This window comes from Clostridioides sp. LIBA-6822, assembly GCF_056688955.1.
The window spans coordinates 3,204,613-3,229,948 of sequence record NZ_CP196995.1 but is presented as its reverse complement, the minus strand read 5'-3'; the positions used below and the strand labels follow the sequence as shown (position 1 = coordinate 3,229,948).

The window sequence follows — 25,336 nt, the reverse complement described above, 5'->3', positions numbered from 1 at the left end:
CTATGATAAGTAAAACTGAAAAGAAAAATAAATGCCTAGGTAGTGTCGCTTTTTTAGTTTTACTAATGGGCATAACAGGATATTTTGTTTTTAGAGGACAATCAATTGAATCGTTAATAAAATCATTAAAAGGTGCAAGCCCTGTGTTTATACTAATTGGATTTATGATGATGATTATATACGTTGCCTGTGAAGGTATAAATATATATTTAGGTATAAAAGCCTTAAAACAAAAAACTACTCTTTTAAAATGTATGGGGTATGCTTTTATTGGGTTTTATTTTAGTTCAATTACACCTTCAGCATCAGGAGGTCAACCAGCACAAGTTTATTATATGAAGAAAGATGATATAAATATCTCTTATTCTTCACTTATATTATTAGTGATTGTTGTCATCCATCAAGTAGTTGTATTAGCATATAGTGGAATAATGTTCATTATGGAACGTGAATTTATACTAAATAACGTAAGTGGTATGAATATTTTACTAATATATGGTGTAATAACAAATGTAGCCCTTGTAGTTGGAGTAATCGCAATTATATTTTCAAAAAAATTGGTCAACAATTTTATAATATTAATAACAAACTTATTAGGTAAGCTGAGAATAATAAAAGATGTTGAGGGCTCAAGAAAAGTTATAACTTCTCAGATTGAAGAATATGTTAAAGGTGCTCAGTATATCAAACAGAATCCAAAGCTTGTAATACAAATTTTAGCCGTAACTATTGTACAAATAACAGCTATGTTTTTAGTACCATTCTTTGTATATAAAGCTTTTCATTTATCAACATATACTGTATTTGAGATATTGGCAATACAATCACTACTGAATATTGCTGTTTCATCATTACCATTACCAGGGGCTGTTGGAGCTTCTGAAAACAGTTTTATGACATTGTTTAAGATATTTTTCCCAGGTCATCTACTAGTTCCAGCAATGTTACTTAGTAGAGGTATAAGTTTCTATGCATTTGTAGCTATAAGTGGTTTGATATGTATTATAGTACATGTAAAATCTTCTGAAAAAGTGAAATCAGTAAAAAAAGTTATTTATGCAAGATAATATTATATAGAGCATTTTATAAAGATGTCAATTTATGTATACATGTTAATTGAATCTTAAAGGTGTTTACAGTAGTAGAAAGTATTAAAACGTGTGACATTGCTAAGCTTTTGCTAATAAAGTATAATATTTTATATAGTTTGAAATATTTAAGAAATATAGCAAAGAAAGGAGTTTAGTGATGAATAAAGAGATTCCAAAAAAAATTTTAGTAGCTGACGATAATCCTGAGATTAGAGAAATCGTGGAAATACTTTTAACTGGTGAAGGTTATGAGGTTGTTATGGCAACAAACGGAGAAGAAGCTGTAAACTTAGTAGATAGTACGATTGATTTGATTATTTTGGATGTTGTCATGCCTGTAAAGACGGGGTTTGTTGCATGTAATGAAATTAGAGAAAAAACAACAGCCCCAATATTATTTTTAACTGCAAAAACTCAAGATTCTGATAAAGTTATTGGCTTTTCAGCAGGAGGAGATGACTATTTGTCAAAGCCTTTTTCATATTCTGAATTAATTTCAAGAGTCAAGTCATTACTTAGACGTTATTATATATATCAAGGAAAGGAAAAGGAAAGAGAGCCAAACATATTACAGACAAAAGAATTATATGTCAATTTAGACACTCAAGATGTTACATTGAATGGCGAACCTGTGTTTTTGACAACTATAGAATATAGTATTTTGGTTCTTATGTTGAAAAATAGAAAAAAAGTTTTTTCATCTGAGAATATATATGAAACTATTTGGGATGAACAATATTTTTATACAGCAAATAATACAATAATGGTGCATATTAGAAATTTAAGAAAAAAACTAGAAAAAGACCAAAAAAATCCACAATACATAAAAACTGCATGGGGAAAGGGGTATTATATTGATTAGCAAAATTAAGCCATCAAAGTTGGGTGTTATACTATTGATATATGTAGTAATCTCAGCTGCAATGGCTTTTATTTTAAATATACCATTTTACTCTGCTGTTGAATCTATAGTAAAAGATGTATCAGAAGGAAAAGTATACTTTAAAAGAGAAGTAGACCAACTGATGGATGATTTTCAAATTTATGTTAATGATAATAGAGTAAATTCAAATAATGGAGATGCTATAGCAGAATGGAATGGTGATAATTGGTTTGTTTCTATGAAAATATACAAAGGAAATAAGGTTTTTTATGATACATTATACTATCCTAATGAAGTGCCTGATAAAAGTGAGGAAAATGAATTTTATAGCAATTCTATGGCTAGACATTATGAGATACAATTTTCTAATGTTAAAGCTGATATAGTTGTAATAGCTTTATTTAGATTCCGATTTCAAAATTTTATAGATGCAATTTCTATTACCTTCATGGCACTTACATTTATTATAACATTCTTACTGTTATTGAGTAGAAAGATAAAATACCTAAGAAAAATAGAGATGGGTATAAAAATAGTGGAGAGTGGTAGTTTAAAATACAGAATTCCAGTCAAAGGGAATGATGAATTATCATCACTTGCATCTAGTATTAATGAGATGAGTCAAACATTAGAGAATCAACTTATAAAAGAAAGAGAAATGAAGAATAAAAATAAAGACATAGTAACTTCAATATCACATGATGTCAGAACTCCATTAACATCAGTAATATGTTATCTAGATTTGATTAAAGACCATAAATATAATAGCCCTGAGCAATTAGAGCAGTACATAAAAAATGTAAGGTCTAAAGCATATCAAATAAAAGATTTAACTGATGACCTTTTTACCCATTTTGTAAATTCTGGAGAGGAAGTTTCAAAAGAATACGAAAAAATAAATGCAAATGAATTTATTTTTCAATTGCTTTTGGATAGTTCATATACATTGGAAGAAAAGGGATTTCATATAACAATAGAGAATGAACTTTATAATCAGTATCATATTTATGTAGATGTAACACAATTTAGGAGAATATTTGATAACTTATGTTCCAATATAATAAAATACGCTAGGAGAGATAAACCAGTAGTATTTTTCATTAAAGTTGAAGATTCTAAATTATTAATCATACAAAAAAATAGAGTGAGTAATTTCTCTAAAAATGTAGAAAGTTTTGGGATAGGTATAAAGAATTGTGAGAAAATAATTGCTCATCATAATGGAAGTATAAGTGTAAACTCAGATGATAAAGAGTTTTCTATTGAAATATCTATTCCAGTAAAAGAATTATAAAAATTTAAATTGCATATTGAACATTGATTATTACATACCTGTGAGCAAGTAACAAGTTAACTTACAAGACCATATAATATTATTATCTTAAAAAAAGGGGACATAATAATATGGTTTTGACAGGAGCGCATTATATTTACATTATATTTATGGTAATTATATTAATTACTATGATTATGAAAAAGGATACAATAGTACCATGTATATTGGGTGTTTTTTTCATGGGATTGTTCTTTGAAAAAAATATATTTGGTGCAATAACAGCAGTGTTTAACTCGTTTATTATATCTTTAAATGAGTTGGGACCAATTATTTTAATTATAGCTATTATGGTTGCTTTATCTAAAGCATTAGAAGCTAATAATGCTATACAGTATATGGTAAGACCATTTTCAAAAGTTATAAAAAATTCTAATACTGCATTTTTTGTAACTGGATTTGTTATGTTAATTCTTTCTTGGTTTTTCTGGCCGACTCCAGCTGTTGCTTTAGTTGGGGCTGTTTTTTTACCTGTTGCTATGAGAGCTGGGCTACCAGCAATTGGTGTTGCAGTGGCATTAAATTTATTTGGTCATGGTCTTGCTTTATCTACAGACTTTGTCATTCAAGGGGCTCCAAGTATAACAGCTGGTGCAGCAGGAGTTGCTGTATCATATGTAATAAATGATGGTATGATTCTATTTTGGGTAATGGGAATTGTAACAATATCTATGGCATTTTATACATTGAAAAGAGACATTAATAAGGGAATGTTTAGAGAAGAATTAAAAGATTTTGAAAGTGAAGAAGTAGAAGAATTTAATGGGAAATCTAAAATAGCAACTATTTTAGTAGCTTTAGGATTTCTTGCGGATATAATTGCAATGTATGTATTTGACCTAAAAGGAGGAGATGCCTCAGCTCTTTTAGGTGGGACAGCAGTATTTTTAATAATCATTATAAATACCATAAATTTTGGCAAAGACAGTCTTGAAAATGTCTGTGAGAATATAATAGATGGTTTTGTATTTGGTATAAAAATATTTGGAGCAATTATACCAATAGCAGCATTCTTTTATATGGGTGAAGTTGCACCTTTAACAGGTGTATTTGGAAAAGTGTTAGCACCAGGTTCACAAGGTTTATTATCAGATATAGGGATAGCTCTTTCTCAAACAATACCACTTAATAAATTTGCTGTATCGGGTATAGAAACTATAGTAGGAGCAATAACTGGACTTGATGGTTCTGGATTTTCTGGAATTTCATTAGTAGGTTCACTTGCTTCTGTATTTGGAACAGCTATCAATGCAAGTGTTGGTGCATTAGCTGCATTAGGTCAAATTAGTGGTATCTGGGTAGGTGGAGGATGTCTAGTTCCTTGGGGGCTTATCTCAGCAGCAGCAATTTGTGGAGTTAGTCCAATAGAGTTGGCAAAACGAAATTTTGTACCAGTTATAACAGGACTGATTGTAACAACTATAGTAGCAATGTTTATTATTTAGTCAATTAAATAAGTGCTAATTATATGCAAATTAAAACAAACATTGATTATATACAAATTAAAAATAGATGTATAACTATAATTTATAATAATGATTTTACTAACATTAAGCTATACATCTATTTTTTATTGATATTCTTCTATTAAAATCATTTAATAAGAAGAATATTTTTATGCTATATTTTATAATGCTTAATACGCTATGGTAATTTACATTCTTTGGATGTAATTTAAAGTATTAATACTTTAAAAGCTCAAACTCATATCCTAGCTTTCTTGCATCTGATATAAAATCATTTAAAATTTCTGTACTAGTTTTGGAAACTGCATGTAATAGTAAAATAGAACCATCGTGTAAATTATCCATTATTTTTTTGCTTGCTTCTTCATGTGATGGTTGTTTTTCAGTATCCCAATCTCTGTATGCAAAACTCCAAAATATAGTCTTGTATCCTAAATTTTTAGTCATTGCTAAGCTTTTCTCTGAGTATTTGCCCATAGGAGGTCTGAAAAATTTAATCATATCCTTTCCAGTCACATCCTTGTAAAGTCTTTCAACATCAGAGAACTCATCATTAAAGCTTTTTAGATTACTTGTTTTTGTTGGCATAGACGGATGAGATTTACTGTGATTTCCAACTATATGTCCTTCAGACACCATTCTTTTAACTAAGTCTTTATTTTCTTTTATGTATGGAGATGTAACAAAAAAAACTGCTTTAACCTGATTTTGTTTTAAATTGTCTAGTATCTTTGATGTATATCCATTTTCATAACCCTCATCAAATGTAAGGTATAAAGTTTTCTGACCATCTTTTTTAGGTCCATTGTATAGGGCATCATAGTCAGAAAATTTAAAGTCAATGTCAGTATTTACTTCTGGGGTCTTGTGTTTAGTGTTTGGTATGTAAAACCAATCAAGAGTGGTGTTATCTAAAGAGGATACATCTAGCTTGTCACTATCATTATCAGTAGTATCTTGTTTTGGTGGTTTATCTGTTCCATCTGAAACGACAACATTGGAAGTATCCTTATCACTATCTACTTTTTTAGTATCTTCTTGCGATTGTGTTTCTTTATTTTGGTTTGTATTCTGTTTGTTCTGTGAATTTGAACATCCAACAATAAAAAAAACAGATATAGAAAGTAGTGTTAAAAAATATAATACCTTTCTAAACATTTTGAAGCTCCTTTCTAAATTAACAACAATTGTATATAGTATTATTATAATTGTAAATTGTTATTAATAATAGTTACATCTTTGAAAATAAAGTCACAATTGTATTACAAAAGATGAATAATCGATAAATTTAAGAAAAAATGAAAAAAGTAGTTGACCATACTATGATAAGATGTTATTATAATAAATGTGCTCAACAAGAAGTAAAGAAATAACAAGCACAAATAAGTTAATGAAATGAAATGAACTTTGAAAATTAAACAGTAGGTTAATTTATAAAACAAGAAACAAACCATAAAGCCAGATATTTTGATAACAATAGTATCTGAGCCTGATAAACTTTTATTTGAGAGTTTGATCCTGGCTCAGGATGAACGCTGGCGGCGTGCCTAACACATGCAAGTTGAGCGATTTACTTCGGTAAAGAGCGGCGGACGGGTGAGTAACGCGTGGGTAACCTACCCTGTACACACGGATAACATACCGAAAGGTATGCTAATACGGGATAACATATTTGAGAGGCATCTCTTAAATATCAAAGGTGAGCCAGTACAGGATGGACCCGCGTCTGATTAGCTAGTTGGTAAGGTAACGGCTTACCAAGGCGACGATCAGTAGCCGACCTGAGAGGGTGATCGGCCACATTGGAACTGAGACACGGTCCAAACTCCTACGGGAGGCAGCAGTGGGGAATATTGCACAATGGGCGAAAGCCTGATGCAGCAACGCCGCGTGAGTGATGAAGGCCTTCGGGTCGTAAAACTCTGTCCTCAAAGAAGATAATGACGGTACTTGAGGAGGAAGCCCCGGCTAACTACGTGCCAGCAGCCGCGGTAATACGTAGGGGGCTAGCGTTATCCGGATTTACTGGGCGTAAAGGGTGCGTAGGCGGTCTTTCAAGTCAGGAGTGAAAGGCTACGGCTCAACCGTAGTAAGCTCTTGAAACTGGGAGACTTGAGTGCAGGAGAGGAGAGTGGAATTCCTAGTGTAGCGGTGAAATGCGTAGATATTAGGAGGAACACCAGTTGCGAAGGCGGCTCTCTGGACTGTAACTGACGCTGAGGCACGAAAGCGTGGGGAGCAAACAGGATTAGATACCCTGGTAGTCCACGCTGTAAACGATGAGTACTAGGTGTCGGGGGTTACCCCCCTCGGTGCCGCAGCTAACGCATTAAGTACTCCGCCTGGGAAGTACGCTCGCAAGAGTGAAACTCAAAGGAATTGACGGGGACCCGCACAAGTAGCGGAGCATGTGGTTTAATTCGAAGCAACGCGAAGAACCTTACCTAAGCTTGACATCCCAATGACATCTCCTTAATCGGAGAGTTCCCTTCGGGGACATTGGTGACAGGTGGTGCATGGTTGTCGTCAGCTCGTGTCGTGAGATGTTGGGTTAAGTCCCGCAACGAGCGCAACCCTTGTCTTTAGTTGCCATCATTAAGTTGGGCACTCTAGAGAGACTGCCAGGGATAACCTGGAGGAAGGTGGGGATGACGTCAAATCATCATGCCCCTTATGCTTAGGGCTACACACGTGCTACAATGGGTAGTACAGAGGGTTGCCAAGCCGTAAGGTGGAGCTAATCCCTTAAAGCTACTCTCAGTTCGGATTGTAGGCTGAAACTCGCCTACATGAAGCTGGAGTTACTAGTAATCGCAGATCAGAATGCTGCGGTGAATGCGTTCCCGGGTCTTGTACACACCGCCCGTCACACCACGGGAGTTGGAGACGCCCGAAGCCGATTATCTAACCTTTTGGAAGAAGTCGTCGAAGGTGGAATCAATAACTGGGGTGAAGTCGTAACAAGGTAGCCGTATCGGAAGGTGCGGCTGGATCACCTCCTTTCTAAGGAGAATTACCTACTGTTTAATTTTGAGGGTTCGTTTTTACGAATACTCAAAATTAGCACTTTAAGCAACAGAATAAACTGAACGAATGTGAAGTTTGTTTGTTGGCGCTGTGCGTTAGCACTTTAAGCAACAGAATAAACTGAGCGCATGCGAAGTTTGTTTGTTGGCGACGTGCGTTAGCACTTTAAGCAACGGGATTTATCCGTTGGTGCTGTGCCTTAGCACTTTGAAAACTGCATATATATTTAGTGATATGACATCTAATTTGTAATATATAAAGCTGATAACTTTTAAAAATTATCAAGTTGATAGACTTTAATCTATCAAACCTTTTTAACTGGTCAAGTTATTAAGGGTGCAGGGCGGATGCCTTGGCACTAGGAGCCGATGAAGGACGTGATAAGCTGCGATAAGCTTCGGGGAGTTGCACGTAAACTTTGATCCGAAGATTTCCGAATGAGGAAACTCACTTAGAGTAATGTCTAAGTATCATTAAGTGAATACATAGCTTAATGAGGGGAACTCAGGGAACTGAAACATCTAAGTACCTGAAGGAAGAGAAAGAAATTCGATTCCGTAAGTAGCGGCGAGCGAACGCGGAATAGCCCAAACCAATAAAGTTTTCTTTATTGGGGTTGCGGACATATCATAACGAAGAGGTATCGTAATTGAAGAGGTTTGGAAAGACCCACCACAGAAGGTAATAGTCCTGTATGTTAAACGAGAAAACTTCAGATATGATCCAGAGTACCACGGGACACGTGAAACCCTGTGGGAAGCAGGAGGGACCACCCTCCAAGGCTAAATACTACCTAGTGACCGATAGCGTATAGTACCGTGAGGGAAAGGTGAAAAGAACCCCGGGAGGGGAGTGAAATAGAACCTGAAACCCTGCACTTACAAGCTGTGGAAGCACATTTCTTGTGTGACCGCGTACTTTTTGTAGAACGGGCCAACGAGTTACGTTAAGTAGCAAGGTTAAGCACTTAAGGTGTGGAGCCGTAGCGAAAGCGAGTTTTAACTGAGCGTTCAGTTACTTGACGTAGACCCGAAACCGGGCGACCTACCCATGAGCAGGATGAAGCGAAAGTAAAATTTCGTGGAGGTCCGAACCCACGAGCGTTGAAAAGCTCGGGGATGACTTGTGGGTAGCGGTGAAATTCCAATCGAGCCCGGAGATAGCTGGTTCTCCCCGAAATAGCTTTAGGGCTAGCCTCAAGGTGAGAGATACGGAGGTAGAGCACTGAATGTCCTAGGGGGTATTGCACCTACCGAAGACTATCAAACTCCGAATGCCGTCATCTTATACTTGGGAGTCAGACTGTGGGTGATAAGATTCATAGTCGAAAGGGCAACAGCCCAGATCGTCAGCTAAGGTCCCTAAATGTAAGTTAAGTGGTAAAGGATGTGGGATTGCACAGACAACCAGGATGTTGGCTTAGAAGCAGCCACTCATTCAAAGAGTGCGTAATAGCTCACTGGTCGAGTGATCCTGCGCCGAAGATTTCCGGGGCTAAAACTTACTACCGAAGCTACGGCATCATTATGATGGGTAGGGGAGCTTCCCATACGGGTTGAAGCATGACCGTAAGGACATGTGGACAGTATGGGAGTGAGAATGTTGGCATGAGTAGCGAGATGTGGGTGAGAATCCCACAGGCCGTAAACCCAAGGTTTCCAGGGGAAGGTTCGTCCGCCCTGGGTTAGTCGGGACCTAAGCTGAGGCCGAAAGGCGTAGGTGATGGACAACAGGTTGATATTCCTGTACTACCGATAACCGTTTGAGAGATGGGATGACACAGTAGGATAAGCTAAGCACACTGTTGGTTATGTGTGCCCAAGCATTGAGGCAGTCAGAGTAGGTAAATCCGCTTTGATAATGCTGGGATGTGATGGGGAGCGAAATTTAGTAGCGAAGTAGCTGATTTCACACTGTCAAGAAAAGTCTCTATCGAGGTTAAAGGTACCCGTACCGCAAACCGACACAGGTGGGTGAGGAGAGTATCCTAAGGCCCGCGAGAGAACTGTTGTTAAGGAACTCGGCAAAATGACCCCGTAACTTAGGGATAAGGGGTGCCACCATCCGGTGGCCGCAGAGAATAGGCCCAAGCGACTGTTTACCAAAAACATAGGTTTCTGCTAAGTCGCAAGACGATGTATAGGAGCTGACGCCTGCCCGGTGCTGGAAGGTTAAGGGGATCTGTTAGAGCAATCGAAGCAGTGAACTTAAGCCCCAGTAAACGGCGGCCGTAACTATAACGGTCCTAAGGTAGCGAAATTCCTTGTCGGGTAAGTTCCGACCCGCACGAAAGGCGTAACGATTTGGGCACTGTCTCAACAACAGACTCGGTGAAATTGTAATTCCGGTGAAGATGCCGGATACCTGCGACAGGACGGAAAGACCCCATGGAGCTTTACTGTAGCTTGACATTGGGTCTTGGTACTACATGTACAGGATAGGTGGGAGGCTTTGAAACCAGGACGCCAGTTTTGGCGGAGCCATCCTTGGGATACCACCCTTGTAGTACTGGGACTCTAACCATAGGCCATGAATCTGGTCTTGGGACACTGTCAGGTGGGCAGTTTGACTGGGGCGGTCGCCTCCCAAAAGGTAACGGAGGCGCTCAAAGGTTCTCTCAGTACGGTCGGAAATCGTACGTAGAGTGTAAAGGCAAAAGAGAGCTTGATTGCAAGACATACAGGTCGAGCAAGGATGAAAATCGGACTTAGTGATCCGGTGGTTCTGCGTGGAAGGGCCATCGCTCAACGGATAAAAGCTACCCTGGGGATAACAGGCTTATCTCCCCCAAGAGTCCACATCGACGGGGAGGTTTGGCACCTCGATGTCGGCTCATCACATCCTGGGGCTGTAGTAGGTCCCAAGGGTTGGGCTGTTCGCCCATTAAAGTGGTACGCGAGCTGGGTTCAGAACGTCGTGAGACAGTTCGGTCCCTATCCGTCGCAGGCGTAGGAAATTTGAGAAGACCTGTCCTTAGTACGAGAGGACCGGGATGGACGTACCTCTGGTGTACCAGTTGTTCTGCCAAGGGCATGGCTGGGTAGCTATGTACGGAATGGATAAGCGCTGAAAGCATCTAAGCGCGAAGCCAACTTCAAGATAAGATTTCCCACCGCAAGGGTAAGACCCCAGAAAGACTATCTGGTTGATAGGTCGAAGGTGTAAGTGCAGCAATGTATTTAGCTTATCGATACTAATAGGTCGAGGACTTGACCAAATTATTTGATATTCATTCAGTAAAATATATATGTAGTTTTTAGAGTGTTAATTAAAAATTAGTTTTACTATATAATAAGTTTGCTGGTGTGGCTCAACGGTAGAGCAGCTGACTTGTAATCAGCAGGTTGTAGGTTCGATTCCTATCACCAGCTCCAGTAAAGACTATGTTAAAAACATAGTCTTTTTTTATTGTTTAATATATATTATTTTATAGTACATATTTTTAGTAATTTATGAGTTATTCACATATAGAATGACACAGTCTAAAATTCTTATTTTAAACTGTGTCTAGAAGTTTTGAATATAGAAGTTTTTAAATAAAAAAGTTCAAATACCTATAAAAGATATCTCTAATTTGAAACTAATTTACCATGAATCACCATTCTGGCATCATCAAATTCATAAGTACAGGTAGAAAGTGTAACTATTTTATCATTATTATTTACATTAATAGGAGATTTGTGCAATGACTTAGAAGTAATATCCTTTATGTAATTTTGATAATCTGATTCACTGTTAAAACTTGTTTTTAAATAGTCATAATCTGATTCTACAATGTAAGCAGAAAAGACATCATATAAAAACTCTTTCCCATTAAGGATAATTTTTATTTGATTATTTTCTTTAAAAAATGTTTCATCTTTAAACTTATTTAGATTATTAAACATAGTTTTATTTTTCATATTATGTCCATATATTATGACATTTTGGTCATCAAGAGATTTATTTCTATAATCCATAAATAATGTCCCTGAAATAGAATCTTTTTTATAAAAGTCTTTGTCTAGATAATAAGAATTATCTTTAGATTGTACAACTGGATAATTTATATTTGTATTCTTAACAGAAATCCAAAACTTAAAATCACTATTTATTTTTGATAAGTCTTCTTTTTTATCTTCTTTTTTTTGAAGTTCAGAAGATGTCTTAGTATCATGATTGTATTTGGTAAGTTTTGAGTATATATTAAATCCGCTGTAAATTATAACTAATATTAATATAATGTTAATTATTGTTTTATATGATTTTTTCAATATTTCACCTCAAGTCAAAATAGTTTATATACTTATATTACACTATTTTTGAAGAAATTTAAATTTTTAGTATAATATGTCTTTGACATATTGAAAAATTTATGTTAACATAACTAAGTGAAATAAATATTAAGTAAGCCAGATAATCGCATGTAGTTTTACATGAGGAAAGTCGGAGCTCCATAGAGCAGGGTGCTAGGTAACGCCTAGTGGGAGCGATCCTAAGGATAGTGCAACAGAAATAAACCGCCACCTTGTGTGGTAAGGATGGAAAGGCGAGGTAAGAGCTCACCAGCAGCTAGGAGACTAGCTGGCTATGTAAACCCCACCTGGAGCAAGACCAAGATAGGAATGAAGAGTGCTGCTCGTACTCTCCGGTAGGTAGGTCGCTTGAGCTTATTGGTGACGATAAGCCTAGAAAGATGATTATCTAATACAGAACTCCGCTTATAGACTTGCTTAATTATTTTGATAGTCAAAACATCAGTTTAAACTGGTGTTTTTTTATTTGTAAATTTGTCTAATTTACTTTTAAAATTTTGAGGAATATTGTAATATAAGTTAGTACAGATATTAAAAATGGTATAATATAAGATAGATATAAAAAGAAAAGGTAAAATGATGTAAATAATATGATATGATATAAGATGTAGCAAATTTAATAAATAATTATTTAAATATCATAATCAAATTAGTAACTTTGCACAATGTAAATATTACAATAAAATAATTGATTTAAGGAGTGAAGGTTTTGAGTGAAAATAATATAATAAGAAACACTGTTTTAAATGTCACAGCAAGTTTTTTAAAACAAGAGTCTAAAATAAATGAAAAATTAGATGGTGTTTTGGAAAAGAAATTTGAAAAAGTAGAATTTAATGAAGCAAAATATGCTGAGCTTTTAAAATTTAATATATTGTTTTATAAGACATTAGCAAGAAATACAGAGCCACTTATTGGCAAATGGATAGTAGATAAGTACATACCTGAGATAGATGAATTAGAAAAGGATTTAGAATTAACTACAGCCAAATGTAGAAAGTATGTAAATAATGCGATGAAAGAAGGTTTAGACTCTCTAAAAGCCAATGATTTAAATAGTTTTCTAGCATATGATAAAATGGAGCTATCAGAGAGAAGAAGACGTTTAGAAAAGGATTATAAGGTTTTAAACTTATATAAAGACCTTCTTAACATATCGCTTAGAAAAATAAGTTTAGAAAAGAAAGAATGTGGAAGTTTATTTCTTAAAAATCAAGCTGATGCTAAAAGAGAATTAAAAAGAGAGATTATATTCTGTGTAAATAAGATATTAGCTAGTAATAAAGATGTAGTAGCTAAGAATGTGGAAGAAAATAATGAACAAGATAGAGTTGAAATAAAAGCTACAGAAATTGAAGATTTGCAATTAGGTAAAGATAATTCAGAAAATGATTCATTATTAAATGAAGTTAAAAAATCAAGAGTGGAACAAGAATCAAAGACAAATGATATAAACTCAAAGTTTATGGATAAATTACATAGTTTAAATGATGAAAGCATATCACAAACAATATACAATGAATATAAAAAGTTGTGTGGATTAGAAGAACTTCATTCTGTTGAAGGATATGGCTTTGGTAAAGATGCTATTAAAGATTTTGCTTGTGCAACAATTGCATTAGAATTTTTAAAGAGAAGACATAGAGACCTTGTAGAAGGTGCAATGAGACTAACTATAATTGGAGAATTTGGTGCTGAAAACTTTAAAGAATTTGTAGACTATGTAATTAAAAATAAAACAGAAATTAGTGAAGATGTATGGAATGAAGCTCATAATCTGATAAAAGATAACTATAATGAATTAGAAAATCATGAGATTGCATCAAAAAGAACTAGAAAAAATAAAGATATCGACATTGAAGAATATATTTATATGATAAAAAATGCAGATAAAGATATTTGCTTTAGAAGTAGTATCTCTATAGAAGATGATGTTAAAGAAGAAGTAGATAATCATGATGAAAATATAAGTGATATTGTAGAAGAAAAAGAGAATACAGACAAAGAAGACAATATTGATAAAGAAGATATAACCGAATCAGAAAATAAAAAGAGTAAAAAGAAATCTAAATTATTTGGATTCATGAAAAAAGAAAATAAAGAAGAAAAAATTGACCAAGAAATTGATCAAGAAGAAGTTGAGCAGAAAGAAAATAATTTAGATGACATTTCTTCTGATGTAATTTTAGATAAACCTATTGAAAATAATCAAGAAGAGTTAAAAGAAGTGGAGCAAGAAGAAGTAAAACAAGACCTAGAAGAAGAACGTAGTGTAAAAATAGAAAAACCAATAAATAATGACTTAGATGAAAAAATATCTTTAAATAGTGAATCTAAACCTAAAAAAGAAAGTAAAGATTTAGAAGAGGAAATACCAAAAGAAATAAAAGAAGAAAAATTACAAAATGAAAAAGCAGAAAGTGAAAAGTCAGTAATAATACCTATTAATAAGAAAGAAAGAGGCAATAAAAAATCAAAACATTCTTCTAATAATAAATCTAGAGCAAATAAGGTAGAAATGAAAAAGTATGAATCAAATAAAGATGATTCTAAAGACGATTATATAGAAGATGAAGAAGTTGGCTCTAAGAAGAGCAGAGTAAAAGAAACTATTATAGCAGTAGTTATAGTAGCAATTGTTGGTGTGGGTTACTTTATAACAGTAGGTAATAACAAGAAAAATGAGAAAGCTGTTACTCCAAAAACATCAACTCAGCAACAAGCTAATAACAAACTAACAGAGGAAGAGAAAAAAGCAAAAGCTGAGAAAGAGAAAAAGGAAGCAGAAGAAAAAGCAAAGGCTGAAAAAGAAGCAGAAGAGAAGGCAAAAGCTGAAAAGAAAGCAGCAGAAATGGAAGCATATAAAGATGGTAAAGGTGTGTATTATACTGTTTATGCTGGTTCACTTAAAGTTGAAAAAACAGCAAAAGAAACAGCAAAAGAATATGAAGCTAAAGGTATCTCTTCAACAATAATTCAAGAAAATGGATACTATAAAATAAAAATAGGCGATTATTCTCAATATGGGGAAGCACAAGAAAAATGTAATGAGCTAGCTAAGAAATCTATTGATACATATATAGCGATGTATGATAAGTACTATGATTATAAATTAGAGGATTTAAAAGAATCAGCTCCTTCATTGAGTGCTGAAGAACTTAGACAAAAATATGAAGATTTAAGAAGTGAATTAAGAAATAAATCTGGATATAGTGAATATGTTAGACATTTAGATAAACTTTATGAAGAAATAGTTGAAGGTGCTTAGGATATTATAAAAAATAAGGAGAAATTATGTCTCAGAATAAATAATATTAAAAGATATTATTTATCTTGAGGCATTTTGTTCACCTTTAGAGAATACTTATAATTTTGTTTAGGTGGTGAAGGTATGTTGAAATTAGGAGAAAAAATCATATATGAGCTTTCAGATGGCTTTGAGCTTAATGGTATCAGTAGATACTCAAAAGAATATAAAAAACTTCATATAACAAATTTAGGTAATATAATAATTAGTAAACCAGATGAAGTTAATGATGATACAGGGGTAAAATATATATATAGTTTTTCAGACAATAAAGAAAAATTAGAAGCAGTTTTAGAAGGTTCTCAAATAATTGTCTATGGAAATAACTTGCCTTTTTATATAAAAAGTGAAAATTCAAGTAAGAATGTTACAGCAAACCTGACTATGAAAATAACTGTAGATGAATATGATTTAATCTGTAAAAGTCAAAGAGAATTTATATTTTATATAAAGGACAATATGACTATATTAAGTTTAGATGATAATAAGTTTTATATGGGTGGAATCAATAAGGATAATGAGAAGTTCATATTTATCAGTGGGAAAAACAGATTTGAAATAAACTTTGATGATATAGAAAGATATATTTTAGAAGACAAAAGAGTCTCTTTAAAGGGATATTTTCATATGGAAAGAGAAGGTATCATAGTAAGGTCTGTATCTATATTCAATAACAACATAGAGAATATAGTTCCATCTGATTTAAATGAAAGAGTTAAAGATAATAAAAAAATAGGAAACCTTCCTAAAGATTGCGATATAGTCTTTTGTAAGATATCAGGAAATATAGATGGATTTGATTACAAAAACACAAATATGCTTCTAGTAAAATATCAAGACCAATTAATTTTTATAAATAAGAAGTCTAAGAAGACTATTGTAAAATCAGCAAAAGATAATTGTTCAAAGTTGAATTTTGGAGAAGACATTATATTATACGACAGTAAAAATGTATTCAACTTACACATAAATGATAAAAATAAAGCAATTATGCAGATAGATGATTTAAATGATATAGAAAATGAAATAGTAGGATATACATTAAAACATGCTCCATTTTTTATTCAAGAAGATTTCGATAGTTTGACTATTCTAAAGTCTTTCCAAAAAGAAATCATATCTATAAAAAATAGCGATGTAAAAGATATTGTAATTAATAAGGAGCTTGAAAGTGAAAATTCTAATTTTGTAGAGACAGAAATAAAGTTTAATAATCAAAAACTAACTTTGAATCTAAGTAAAAGTATGGTTCAAAAACTTATGCAAGATGTTTTTATATATGCAAAACAACCCCTACTTAAAGATACCTCTATTGAAGTTTTATATAAGAATTGGTCTAAAGCTATGAATGATATGATAATATTTAATTTCTTTGGAAATATTTATTATATGAAATATGAGTTTGATAAGGCTCTAAAAAAAGAATTAAATGATGAAATAAGAATAGAAGTTATAAATGAACTTTATAAGCAAGTACAGGAACAAAGAAACAATTTAGACTTATTATCAGCCTATATGCCAAGAATATTAGAAAATCAAGAGATAGAGTTATTTGAAAAATATAATGCTAAACTTGATATACAGGTATTTAAGCAGATTAAAAACCTATTATTCGATTTATCATATAATATCAGTAGTTATTTAGATGAAGTTGAAAAAAGCCTAGATAACATTATATTTGTAATCTCGGGAGAAGATAAGAAGAAGTACAATTATAGGATGCTAAAGGAAAGCGAAAGTGCAAGTCTTGATGTATTTTTAAAACAAGCCATATCAAGATTAAATCATTTGGTAGAAAATATGTATCCTTATTATGTGGACGAAACTAGTAGAGAAATATTTAAGTTATTTGAAATTTTATGGAAAAGCTATAAAAATATCAATGATGATAGTATAAAAGAAATATTATTCGAGAGAATAACAAATACATATGTATTTAGACAATTGACATTAAATAATGGTACAAATGAAAGAAGAAAAGACATAATTGAAAAAATATATAATTCTGTTGATTATGGAGCAAATAAACTAGATGAAAATATGTTTTTCACAGGAGGAATAAAGTATGTCAAGTAAATACAATGTTTGGAATTTTAACTATGAGTTTTTAGGATTAAATTCAGGAGATGAAAAAAATAATGAAGTTTATTATGAGATTGATTTAGATGAAATTTTAAATGAAAATTATATAGGTGAAGATATAGATGGAGATTTAGATGCTGATGGAAATAGCATTTTAGGAGAATTGATATCGGAGATGGATATAGACGAAGATGTAAGTGTTGATATGACATATCAAGAATTAGAAGTTGATTTGGAAGATTTAGATTCTTATTTGGATGATGATATAGATAGCGATATTAAAGGTATCTTAGATGAAATTTAGTGCCGATATAAGTTTCAGATAAAATATAAACAATAATATATTAACTTATAAAATTAAAGGTAGATGAAATTTCATCTACCTTATATGGTCTTAAGGCATTAATTATTGGGATAATATAGAGTTTGAAGAAAAAGTATAAATATGGTATATTAATTTGGTACAAGAGAAAATTTATGAAGAAGGGTGAAAAGATGCAGATGACAGTTAAAAAAGCGATAATACCAGCAGCAGGGCTAGGAACTAGGTTTTTACCAGCAACAAAATCACAGCCCAAAGAAATGCTTCCTATAGTAGATAAACCAACTTTACAGTATATAATAGAAGAAGCTATAGAATCAGGAATTGAAGAAATTCTTATAATAACAGGTAGAAATAAAAAATCTATAGAAGACCATTTTGATAAATCAGTTGAATTAGAGTTAGAATTAGAGCAAAAAGGTAAGACAGAGATGTTAGAAATGGTAAGAGATATATCGAATATGGTAAATATTCATTATATAAGACAAAAAGAGCCAAAAGGTCTTGGGCATGCAATTTACTGTGCAAAAAGCTTTATAGGTGATGAACCATTTGCTGTATTGTTAGGTGATGATATAGTAGATTCAAATGTTCCTTGTCTAAAACAATTAATAGATACTTATAATGAGTATAAAACAACTGTTCTAGGTGTACAAAAGATAGCTAAAGAAGATACTAATAAATATGGTATATTGGATGTAAAACATATAGAAGATAGAGTATACAAAGTTAAGGATATGGTTGAAAAACCTGCAATTGAAGAAGCACCATCAGACATAGCTATACTTGGAAGATATATAATAACTCCTGCAATATTTGATATATTAGAGAAGCAAACTCCTGGTAAAGGTGGAGAGATACAACTGACAGATGCGCTTCAGACTCTTGGAAAACAAGAGGCCATTTATGCGTATAATTTTGAAGGTAAAAGATATGATGTGGGAGATAAAATTGGTTTTCTAGAGGCGACGATAGACTTTGCATTAAAAAGAGAAAATCTAAAAGACGATTTAATGGATTATATGAGAAAAAAAGTAAGTGAAAAATAAATATTAGAAAAGAGGTAATTACTATGGCAGTTTTAGTAGCTGGGGGAGCAGGATATATAGGAAGCCATACAGCAATAGAACTTTTAGAATCAGGTTATGAAGTTGTTATAGTTGATAACTTAAGTAATAGTAGTTCAATAGTAGTTGATAGAATTAAAGAGTTATCTGGAAAACCAATAAAATTTTATAATATTGATATCAGAAATAAAAATGAAATGCATGTTGTATTTAAAGAAAATAATATTGAATCAATTATACATTTCGCAGCTTTAAAGGCTGTTGGTGAATCAGTAGAAAAGCCAATTGAATATTATAGCAATAATCTAATAAGTACTTTAAATTTATTTGAATTAATGAGAGAATATGGTGTTAAAAAGTTTGTATTTAGTTCTTCAGCTACTGTATATGGAGACCCACATACTTGTCCTATATTAGAAGATTTTCCACTTTCTGTAACTAACCCATATGGAAGAACTAAGCTTATGATAGAGCAGATGTTAGTAGATATATCAAAAGCAGATGAATCATTAGATATAGCACTTTTAAGATACTTTAATCCAGTAGGTGCTCATAAGAGTGGTAGAATAGGTGAAGAACCAAATGGAGTTCCAAGTAATTTAATGCCTTATATAACAAAAATAGCAGTAGGCAAATTAAAAGAATTAAGTGTGTATGGAAATGATTATCCAACACATGATGGAACAGGGGTTAGAGACTATATACATGTATTAGATTTAGCTGCTGGTCATGTGAAAGCATTACAAAAACTAGAAGAAAATCCAGGTCTTGTTGTTTATAATTTAGGAACTGGGAAGGGCTATAGTGTTCTCGATTTAGTCAAAGCATTTTCTAAAGCAAGTGGAAAAGAAATACCATACAAGATTGTAGGAAGAAGAGCTGGAGATGTAGCTATGTGTTATGCAGATTCTTCTAAGGCAGAAAAAGAGCTTGGATGGAAAGCTAAATATGAACTTGAAGAAATGTGTCAAGATTCTTGGAGATGGCAAAGTATGAATCCAAATGGATACGAGGAATAGAATATAATCAAATGTATAAATGTAACAAATTTGTAAATATAAGGGATTGGTAATTTTATGTTATAATTAGACACATGTAGTAATGTTTCTAAAAGAGGGGGAAGTTATAGTGAAAAAAAGTCTAAAAAAGTATTTAGTACTAGCACTGACTTTAGTTTTAGTATTCGCATGTGGGGTACCAGAATCAAGTGCAGCCAGCAAACATGTGATTATAGTAAACTCAAGAAAAAATACTCTAGGATACTTTGTAAATAGTAAACTTGTAAAAGAGTTTAAAATTGCAACAGGGAAAAAAGGTTCAGAGACACCAACAGGGAAGACAAAAGTAGTTAATAAGATAAAAAACAGACCATATTATAAAGGTAATATACCTGGAGGAAGCCCAAGAAATCCATTAGGAGATAGATGGATGGGACTTGCATTAAAAGGAACTTATGGAGATACATATGGAATACATGGAAATAATGATGAGAGTTCTATAGGAAAGCATATTTCTGGTGGATGTATAAGAATGCATAATAAAGAAGTTAGATGGTTATTTGACCAAGTTCCAGTGGGTTCAGATGTAATTATAGATTATAGCAATGACAGTTATATAAAAATAGCAGCAAAATATAAGATAAATTTAAACCAAACAGGATGGAAAACAGAAAATGGTAAGAAGTATTATGTAAAATCTGATGGAACATACCAAAAAAATAGTTGGTTAAAAGTAAATGGAAAAATGTATTATTTTGATGCTTCAGGAGTAATGCAAACAGGATGGAAAACAATTAACAACAAAAAATATTACTTAGGAACTGATGGAGTAAGAGTATCTGGATGGAAAGTAATTGATGGAAAGACTTATTACTTTAATGCAGATGGAGTAATGCAAACAGGCTGGCAAGAAAAAGATGGAAAGAAATACTATCTAGATGCTGATGGATTATCAGTTACAGGCTGGCAAGAAATAGATGGTAACAAATATTACTTTGACAAAACAGGAGTAATGCAGACAGGATGGCAACAAATAGAAGGAAAATCTTACCATTTAGATAAAGATGGTAAAATGCTAACTGGTACTCAAAAAATAGATGGAAAAGATTATACTTTCAATGAAGATGGAACTATAAATCCTACATGGGATACAGTTATAGGCGCAAATAGATTTGATACAGCTAAGAAGATAAGTTCAGTTGGAAACTGGAATGCTGAGAGTTCAGATACTGTAATATTAGTAAATGGTAATGCAATAGCTGATGGTATAACAGCTACTCCTTTAGCAAGTAGTTATAATTCAACAATATTACTTACTAATACAGATAAATTACCATCTGAGACTATTGAACAAATGAATTTATTAGCACCTAAAACAGTAATATTGATAGGTGGAGAAAATGCAATAAGCTCTAAATTAGAACAAGAAATAAAAACTACTTTTAATACAGAAACAAAGAGAATAGCAGGTCAAGACAGATACCAAACTGCTACAAAAATAGCTACAGAACTTGGAAGTAGAGAAGAAATAAAAACAGCTTATATGGTTTCTGGAAGTGGAGAAGCAGATGCACTATCTATAGCTTCTAAAGCTGGAGAAGAAAAGCAACCTATAATATTGGTTAAAAAAGATGGAATTACTGAAGAATCTTATGCATGGCTAACAGAAAGAAAATTAGAAAATGCATACTTTATAGGTGGACCAAGTGCAATTAGTGATTCAGCAATAGCAAAAATGAATGAGATAACTACTGAAGATGTTTCAGGAAATAGAATATATGGAAATAGCAGAGTAGATACTAATGCTAAAGTAATAGAGAAATTCTATGGAGATGTTGATTTACAAGCTATATTAGTTAGTAAATCAGATACTTTAGTGGATGCTTTATCAGCTGGACCATTAGCTGTAAAATTACATTCACCAATAGTTCTAGTGGATAATTCAGGATTATCATCAGAACAACAAAGAGTATTTGCAAATAAAAAAGTTGAAACTCCTTATCAAATTGGAGGAGGAGTATCTTATATAGTAATGGACAAATTAATGGATATTATTGGAAAATAATAAACCTATACATTAAGAAATAACTATAATTGAGATGTGAAATTCAATCGTCAAAAGCGTTGATTGTTTTTACATCTCAATTTTTTAGTGTAAAATTAAATTTAAGTTATATAAAAATCTTGGAATATTTTTAAAACTCATATAAAATGGATATAGATGCTATCATCATATGTTAAGAGGGTGAGTGAGATTACAAAGAAAAAATATATAATGTTTATTGATGAAAGTGGAAGGGCCGATATAAATCATGAAGACCCATTTACATTAACAGGAGTAATTTTTGAATATAAATATGCAGTGAGTCAAGGAGATTATGTCTGTTCTTTAAGGAAAGAAATGGATGTATTTAAAGAACAGTGCTTTGGTACTAGTAATATAGGAATACATTTGACAGATATATCAAGAAAATCAAGAGCATTTGAGAAGTTTGATGATTCACAAATTAAGTTTTTTTATGATGAATTACCTTTATTTCTATCTAGATTAGAGTGTACTATAATATCAGTAACAGTAGATAAAGCTAGATTAAAAAAATATTATGCACCTTCAAAGGAACCTTATGTAGTGGCTTTTATACATGTACTTCAGAACTTTTATTCGTTCGTAAATGATGAAACTGTGGAATCTGCAAGAATAGTTATCGAATCAAGAGACGACGTATCAAATCTAAAAGTACAAAAGGCATTTTTTGATGTTTTTAATAATGGAACAATATATTTAGACATAGATGAGGAATTAAGAGATAAGGTTAAAGGTTTTATAATTGCTAAAAAGGAAGATGTAGATTATAGAGAAGGTTTGGAGATAGCAGATATTTTATGTAATCCTCTTAGCAGAGCAAGAAGAGGCTTAATAGAAGCTAATCCAAAATGCATGCAATATGGAGAAAAAAATAAAATATTTAAATCTGTAAGAAATAAAATATATACTCCAACTAGTGTAAATGATATAAGAAATTGGGGATTCAAAGAGGTTCCTATTGTAGAGCCTGTTGGACCATGGCTCGAAAAAATGAGGTAGGTAGCATTGACAAGTGCTATAAAGTTTGATATAATGTAAATAACCTAGTTATTCAGGAACTGAAATTCAGTTGCTGTTGTATAACGATAATTACTGAGACTCGGATGCCGACTGTCAGTTAGGAATCTATACTTTTAAAAGTATAGATTTTTTTATTTTATAAAAATAATAAAAGAGGGTATTTAAAAATAACCCCTTTATTAATAAATTATAGTTGAGCGTTTTTAATGACGAAGTTTTTAAAGTTTTTAATTGCAGGAGGTAAATATCTATCTTTTATAACTGCTAAGTAGAAATTTCTTTCCCAACTTGGGTGAACAATCTGAATTACTTTCACTTTTGTAAAGCTGAGCATATTCATATTTGGTACTACAGCAATTCCAAAATTTTTTGCAACTAATCCAGCAATTACTTGGTCTTCTTCCACTTCATAGACTATGTTAGGTTGTTGATTTATTTTTTTAAACATATCATCAATTATATATCTAAGCCCACTTCTCTGATTAAATACTATTTGAGGATAAGGGATGGTTTCTTTTAAGTCTATAGTATCCTTTGCAGCTAATGGATGGCTATATGGTACAATTAATACTAAATCTTGTTTAGCAACAGGTATAAATTCAATTCCTTTTTCCTTTTCAAGTTTCGAACAAAAAGCAATATCGTATTTTCTTTCTTTAAGACCTTGAATAATGTCAGTCGTTACACCAGTATGAAATTTAAAATCTATTGATTTATCAGGATTAGATTTTAAAAATTTATGCACTATATCAGGGATAAAGTCAGTACCTAAGGTTCTAAGGAAAGCCAGGTCTATTTGTCCTTCACCAGTACCAGTTATTTTTAATGATTTTACACTTGAATCTAAAATTTCTAATGATTTTTCCACGTCTTTTAAAAATATTTTTCCATATTTAGTAAGTACTATGTTTCTACCTTCCTTTTCAAATAGAGCCACTCCAAGTTCACTTTCTAGCAAAGATATAGCATGACTTAAGCTTGGTTGTGTTATAGATAAATTTTCTGCTGCTTTTGTATAGTGTTCTAAATGTGCCAATGTAACAAAATAGCGTAGGTGATATAAATTCAATTTTTGTTCATCCTTTCCTGGGTATTTTTATTTATATATTTGGAGAAGCTGACCTTCAAGATATTTTTCACATTTTTATTATATATGATTATGCAGTAAGAATAAAAGCTTTTAAAAAAATTTATCGTTTTTTGTCTGAATTATAAGATAAAGATATTTATATGATGCACTAGAAAGCAAAATAAGTATCCCATAAATAAAATCTATAAACAAAATCTATGAATTGATAGGAAATTATCAATTTGTTATTAGTAAAGTCTCATGGTACAATAAATTTATAAAATCTAGATAAAGATAAATCAAAAAATACTTTTGTTTTTAAAGTTAAATAATACTACTAGTAGGATAAATAAAAATATAAAATCAAAAATACTATTGTTTTTAAAGAAAATAAAGGGGGCAAATTTAACTTATGAATAATCAAAAAAATCTTAATATTCCAATTACAATTAGTTCTTATACACTAGGTACAGAAGTTTCATTCCGTGATAGAGTACGTATTGCGAAAGAAGCTGGTTTTGATGGTATTGGATTACGAGCTGAAAATTATGTAGATGCAAAAAACGCTGGAGTTACAGATGAAGAAATGCTTGCAATTCTTGAGGAATATAATATGAAAGTTACAGAAGTAGAGTATATAACTCAATGGGGAACAGAAGAAGACAGAAGCGAAGCTCAAAGAGAAAAAGAGCAAAATGTTTATCATATGGCTCGTTTATTTAATGTTAAACATATAAATTGCGGTTTATTAGAAATGATACCTGAAGAACAAATTATAACAGCATTGGGACAATTATGTGATAGAGCAGGAGAACTTATTATAGGTCTTGAGTTTATGCCATATAGTGGTGTGCCAGACTTAGCTACTGCATGGCGTGTTGTTAAGGGATGTAATCGCGAAAATGCAATGCTTATATTAGATACTTGGCACTGGGCTAGAGCAAAACAGACAGCAAAAGACCTTGCGCCTGTTCCAGCAGACAAGATAGTATCAATTCAAGTATGTGATGTTTTAGAAACTCCTTATGAAAAACTTAGAGATGAATCACTACATGACCGTGTAGTTCCAGGTGAGGGATATGGAAATACAGAAGAATTTGTGAAAACAATAAAAGAACACAATATATCACCAAGAGTCATAGGAGCAGAAGTAATATCTGACGCTTTAATATCTAAGGGATTGTCAACTGCTGCTGAAACTGTATTTAATGCAACTAAAAAAGTTTTAGATAAAGCATGGCCTGAAGTATCTCCAAAATAAATCTATACAATAGAAAAATATACAAAGTA

Annotated in this window: 15 protein-coding genes, 1 tRNA gene, 2 rRNA genes and 1 other RNA gene; 16 read left to right on the top strand and 3 right to left on the bottom strand. The window is 32.3% G+C overall.

Going from position 1 to position 25,336, the window contains the following annotated elements:
• The first annotated feature begins 2 nt into the window (after positions 1-2).
• The 4 genes from hexF to ACTG48_RS15530 all read left to right on the top strand — a co-directional run bounded on the left by hexF (position 3) and on the right by ACTG48_RS15530 (position 4,752).
• Positions 3-1,067, top strand: coding sequence for an aminohexosyl-hexosyldiradylglycerol biosynthesis protein HexF (gene hexF / locus ACTG48_RS15545; RefSeq protein WP_021385730.1), 1,065 nt, complete (start codon positions 3-5; stop codon positions 1,065-1,067).
• 181 nt (positions 1,068-1,248) lie between these two features.
• Positions 1,249-1,953 carry a response regulator transcription factor HexR gene (hexR, locus tag ACTG48_RS15540; RefSeq protein ID WP_021385681.1) on the top strand — a complete coding sequence of 235 codons (705 nt, stop codon included), beginning with the start codon at positions 1,249-1,251 and terminating at the stop codon, positions 1,951-1,953.
• Entirely contained in the window at positions 1,946-3,268 is a 1,323-nt protein-coding gene (gene hexK / locus ACTG48_RS15535) for a sensor histidine kinase HexK (RefSeq protein WP_021385711.1), read from the top strand. The genes hexR and hexK overlap by 8 nt, the downstream gene beginning before the upstream one ends.
• Before the next feature lie 110 nt (positions 3,269-3,378).
• Positions 3,379-4,752 carry a membrane protein gene (locus ACTG48_RS15530; RefSeq protein ID WP_021385668.1) on the top strand — a complete coding sequence of 458 codons (1,374 nt, stop codon included), beginning with the start codon at positions 3,379-3,381 and terminating at the stop codon, positions 4,750-4,752.
• A gap of 237 nt (positions 4,753-4,989) precedes the next feature.
• On the opposite strand, the gene pdaA is transcribed toward ACTG48_RS15530, so the two are convergent.
• Positions 4,990-5,931 carry a delta-lactam-biosynthetic de-N-acetylase gene (pdaA, locus tag ACTG48_RS15525; RefSeq protein WP_021385662.1) on the bottom strand — a complete coding sequence of 314 codons (942 nt, stop codon included), beginning with the start codon at positions 5,929-5,931 and terminating at the stop codon, positions 4,990-4,992.
• 342 nt (positions 5,932-6,273) lie between these two features.
• Here pdaA and ACTG48_RS15520 point away from each other — a divergent pair.
• The 3 genes from ACTG48_RS15520 to ACTG48_RS15510 all read left to right on the top strand — a co-directional run bounded on the left by ACTG48_RS15520 (position 6,274) and on the right by ACTG48_RS15510 (position 11,174).
• Positions 6,274-7,776: ribosomal RNA gene (locus tag ACTG48_RS15520) — 16S ribosomal RNA — on the top strand.
• A gap of 344 nt (positions 7,777-8,120) precedes the next feature.
• Positions 8,121-11,017: ribosomal RNA gene (locus ACTG48_RS15515) — 23S ribosomal RNA — on the top strand.
• Together the 16S and 23S rRNA genes with 1 tRNA gene alongside form the textbook arrangement of a ribosomal RNA operon.
• 82 nt (positions 11,018-11,099) lie before the next feature.
• Positions 11,100-11,174, top strand: a tRNA-Thr gene (locus ACTG48_RS15510).
• Positions 11,175-11,369: 195 nt separating this feature from the next.
• On the opposite strand, the gene srtB is transcribed toward ACTG48_RS15510, so the two are convergent.
• A complete protein-coding gene (gene srtB, locus ACTG48_RS15505; protein ID WP_479917305.1) occupies positions 11,370-12,053 on the bottom strand; it encodes a class B sortase in 684 nt (227 codons plus the stop codon).
• 130 nt (positions 12,054-12,183) lie between these two features.
• On the opposite strand from srtB, the gene rnpB reads away from it, so the two are divergent.
• The 8 genes from rnpB to ACTG48_RS15465 all read left to right on the top strand — a co-directional run bounded on the left by rnpB (position 12,184) and on the right by ACTG48_RS15465 (position 22,956).
• Positions 12,184-12,519: RNase P RNA component class A (gene rnpB, locus ACTG48_RS15500), an RNA gene on the top strand.
• A 276-nt stretch (positions 12,520-12,795) separates the two neighbouring features.
• The gene (locus tag ACTG48_RS15495; protein ID WP_479917304.1) at positions 12,796-15,363 is read left to right on the top strand and encodes an SPOR domain-containing protein; all 2,568 of its coding nucleotides are present in this window, start codon (positions 12,796-12,798) and stop codon (positions 15,361-15,363) included.
• Positions 15,364-15,486: 123 nt separating this feature from the next.
• On the top strand, positions 15,487-17,478 hold the full coding sequence (locus tag ACTG48_RS15490) for a hypothetical protein (RefSeq protein WP_479917303.1): 1,992 nt from the start codon (positions 15,487-15,489) through the stop codon (positions 17,476-17,478).
• Complete coding sequence (locus ACTG48_RS15485; protein WP_479917302.1) at positions 17,468-17,788, top strand: hypothetical protein; 321 nt, start codon at positions 17,468-17,470, stop codon at positions 17,786-17,788. The genes ACTG48_RS15490 and ACTG48_RS15485 overlap by 11 nt, the downstream gene beginning before the upstream one ends.
• A 191-nt stretch (positions 17,789-17,979) precedes the next feature.
• Entirely contained in the window at positions 17,980-18,855 is an 876-nt protein-coding gene (gene galU, locus ACTG48_RS15480; RefSeq protein WP_044213845.1) for a UTP--glucose-1-phosphate uridylyltransferase GalU, read from the top strand.
• 23 nt (positions 18,856-18,878) lie between these two features.
• A complete protein-coding gene (galE, locus tag ACTG48_RS15475; RefSeq protein WP_021385580.1) occupies positions 18,879-19,892 on the top strand; it encodes a UDP-glucose 4-epimerase GalE in 1,014 nt (337 codons plus the stop codon).
• Between the two features lie 109 nt (positions 19,893-20,001).
• On the top strand, positions 20,002-21,936 hold the full coding sequence (locus ACTG48_RS15470; protein ID WP_479917301.1) for a cell wall-binding repeat-containing protein: 1,935 nt from the start codon (positions 20,002-20,004) through the stop codon (positions 21,934-21,936).
• 210 nt (positions 21,937-22,146) lie between these two features.
• A complete protein-coding gene (locus tag ACTG48_RS15465; RefSeq protein ID WP_052328886.1) occupies positions 22,147-22,956 on the top strand; it encodes a DUF3800 domain-containing protein in 810 nt (269 codons plus the stop codon).
• Between the two features lie 208 nt (positions 22,957-23,164).
• Here the strand turns inward: ACTG48_RS15465 and ACTG48_RS15460 are convergent, their stop codons facing one another.
• Positions 23,165-24,046, bottom strand: coding sequence for a LysR family transcriptional regulator (locus ACTG48_RS15460; protein WP_021385590.1), 882 nt, complete (start codon positions 24,044-24,046; stop codon positions 23,165-23,167).
• A gap of 412 nt (positions 24,047-24,458) precedes the next feature.
• Here ACTG48_RS15460 and ACTG48_RS15455 point away from each other — a divergent pair, with 412 nt between their 5' ends.
• Positions 24,459-25,307: a sugar phosphate isomerase/epimerase family protein gene (locus ACTG48_RS15455; RefSeq protein WP_479917300.1), complete on the top strand. Its 849-nt coding sequence runs from the start codon at positions 24,459-24,461 to the stop codon at positions 25,305-25,307.
• Positions 25,308-25,336 lie beyond the last annotated feature (29 nt).

Bases quoted from the DNA above. Each gene is read 5' to 3' on its own strand.
- ACTG48_RS15530 (WP_021385668.1), top strand. From the start codon at position 3,379: ATGGTTTTGACAGGAGCGCATTATATTTACATTATATTTATGGTAATT.
- ACTG48_RS15465 (WP_052328886.1), top strand. From the start codon at position 22,147: ATGTTTATTGATGAAAGTGGAAGGGCCGATATAAATCATGAAGACCCA.
- galU (WP_044213845.1), top strand. From the start codon at position 17,980: ATGCAGATGACAGTTAAAAAAGCGATAATACCAGCAGCAGGGCTAGGA.
- ACTG48_RS15485 (WP_479917302.1), top strand. From the start codon at position 17,468: ATGTCAAGTAAATACAATGTTTGGAATTTTAACTATGAGTTTTTAGGA.
- pdaA (WP_021385662.1), bottom strand. From the start codon at position 5,931: ATGTTTAGAAAGGTATTATATTTTTTAACACTACTTTCTATATCTGTT.
- ACTG48_RS15455 (WP_479917300.1), top strand. From the start codon at position 24,459: ATGAATAATCAAAAAAATCTTAATATTCCAATTACAATTAGTTCTTAT.
- ACTG48_RS15490 (WP_479917303.1), top strand. From the start codon at position 15,487: ATGTTGAAATTAGGAGAAAAAATCATATATGAGCTTTCAGATGGCTTT.
- galE (WP_021385580.1), top strand. From the start codon at position 18,879: ATGGCAGTTTTAGTAGCTGGGGGAGCAGGATATATAGGAAGCCATACA.
- hexR (WP_021385681.1), top strand. From the start codon at position 1,249: ATGAATAAAGAGATTCCAAAAAAAATTTTAGTAGCTGACGATAATCCT.
- hexF (WP_021385730.1), top strand. From the start codon at position 3: ATGATAAGTAAAACTGAAAAGAAAAATAAATGCCTAGGTAGTGTCGCT.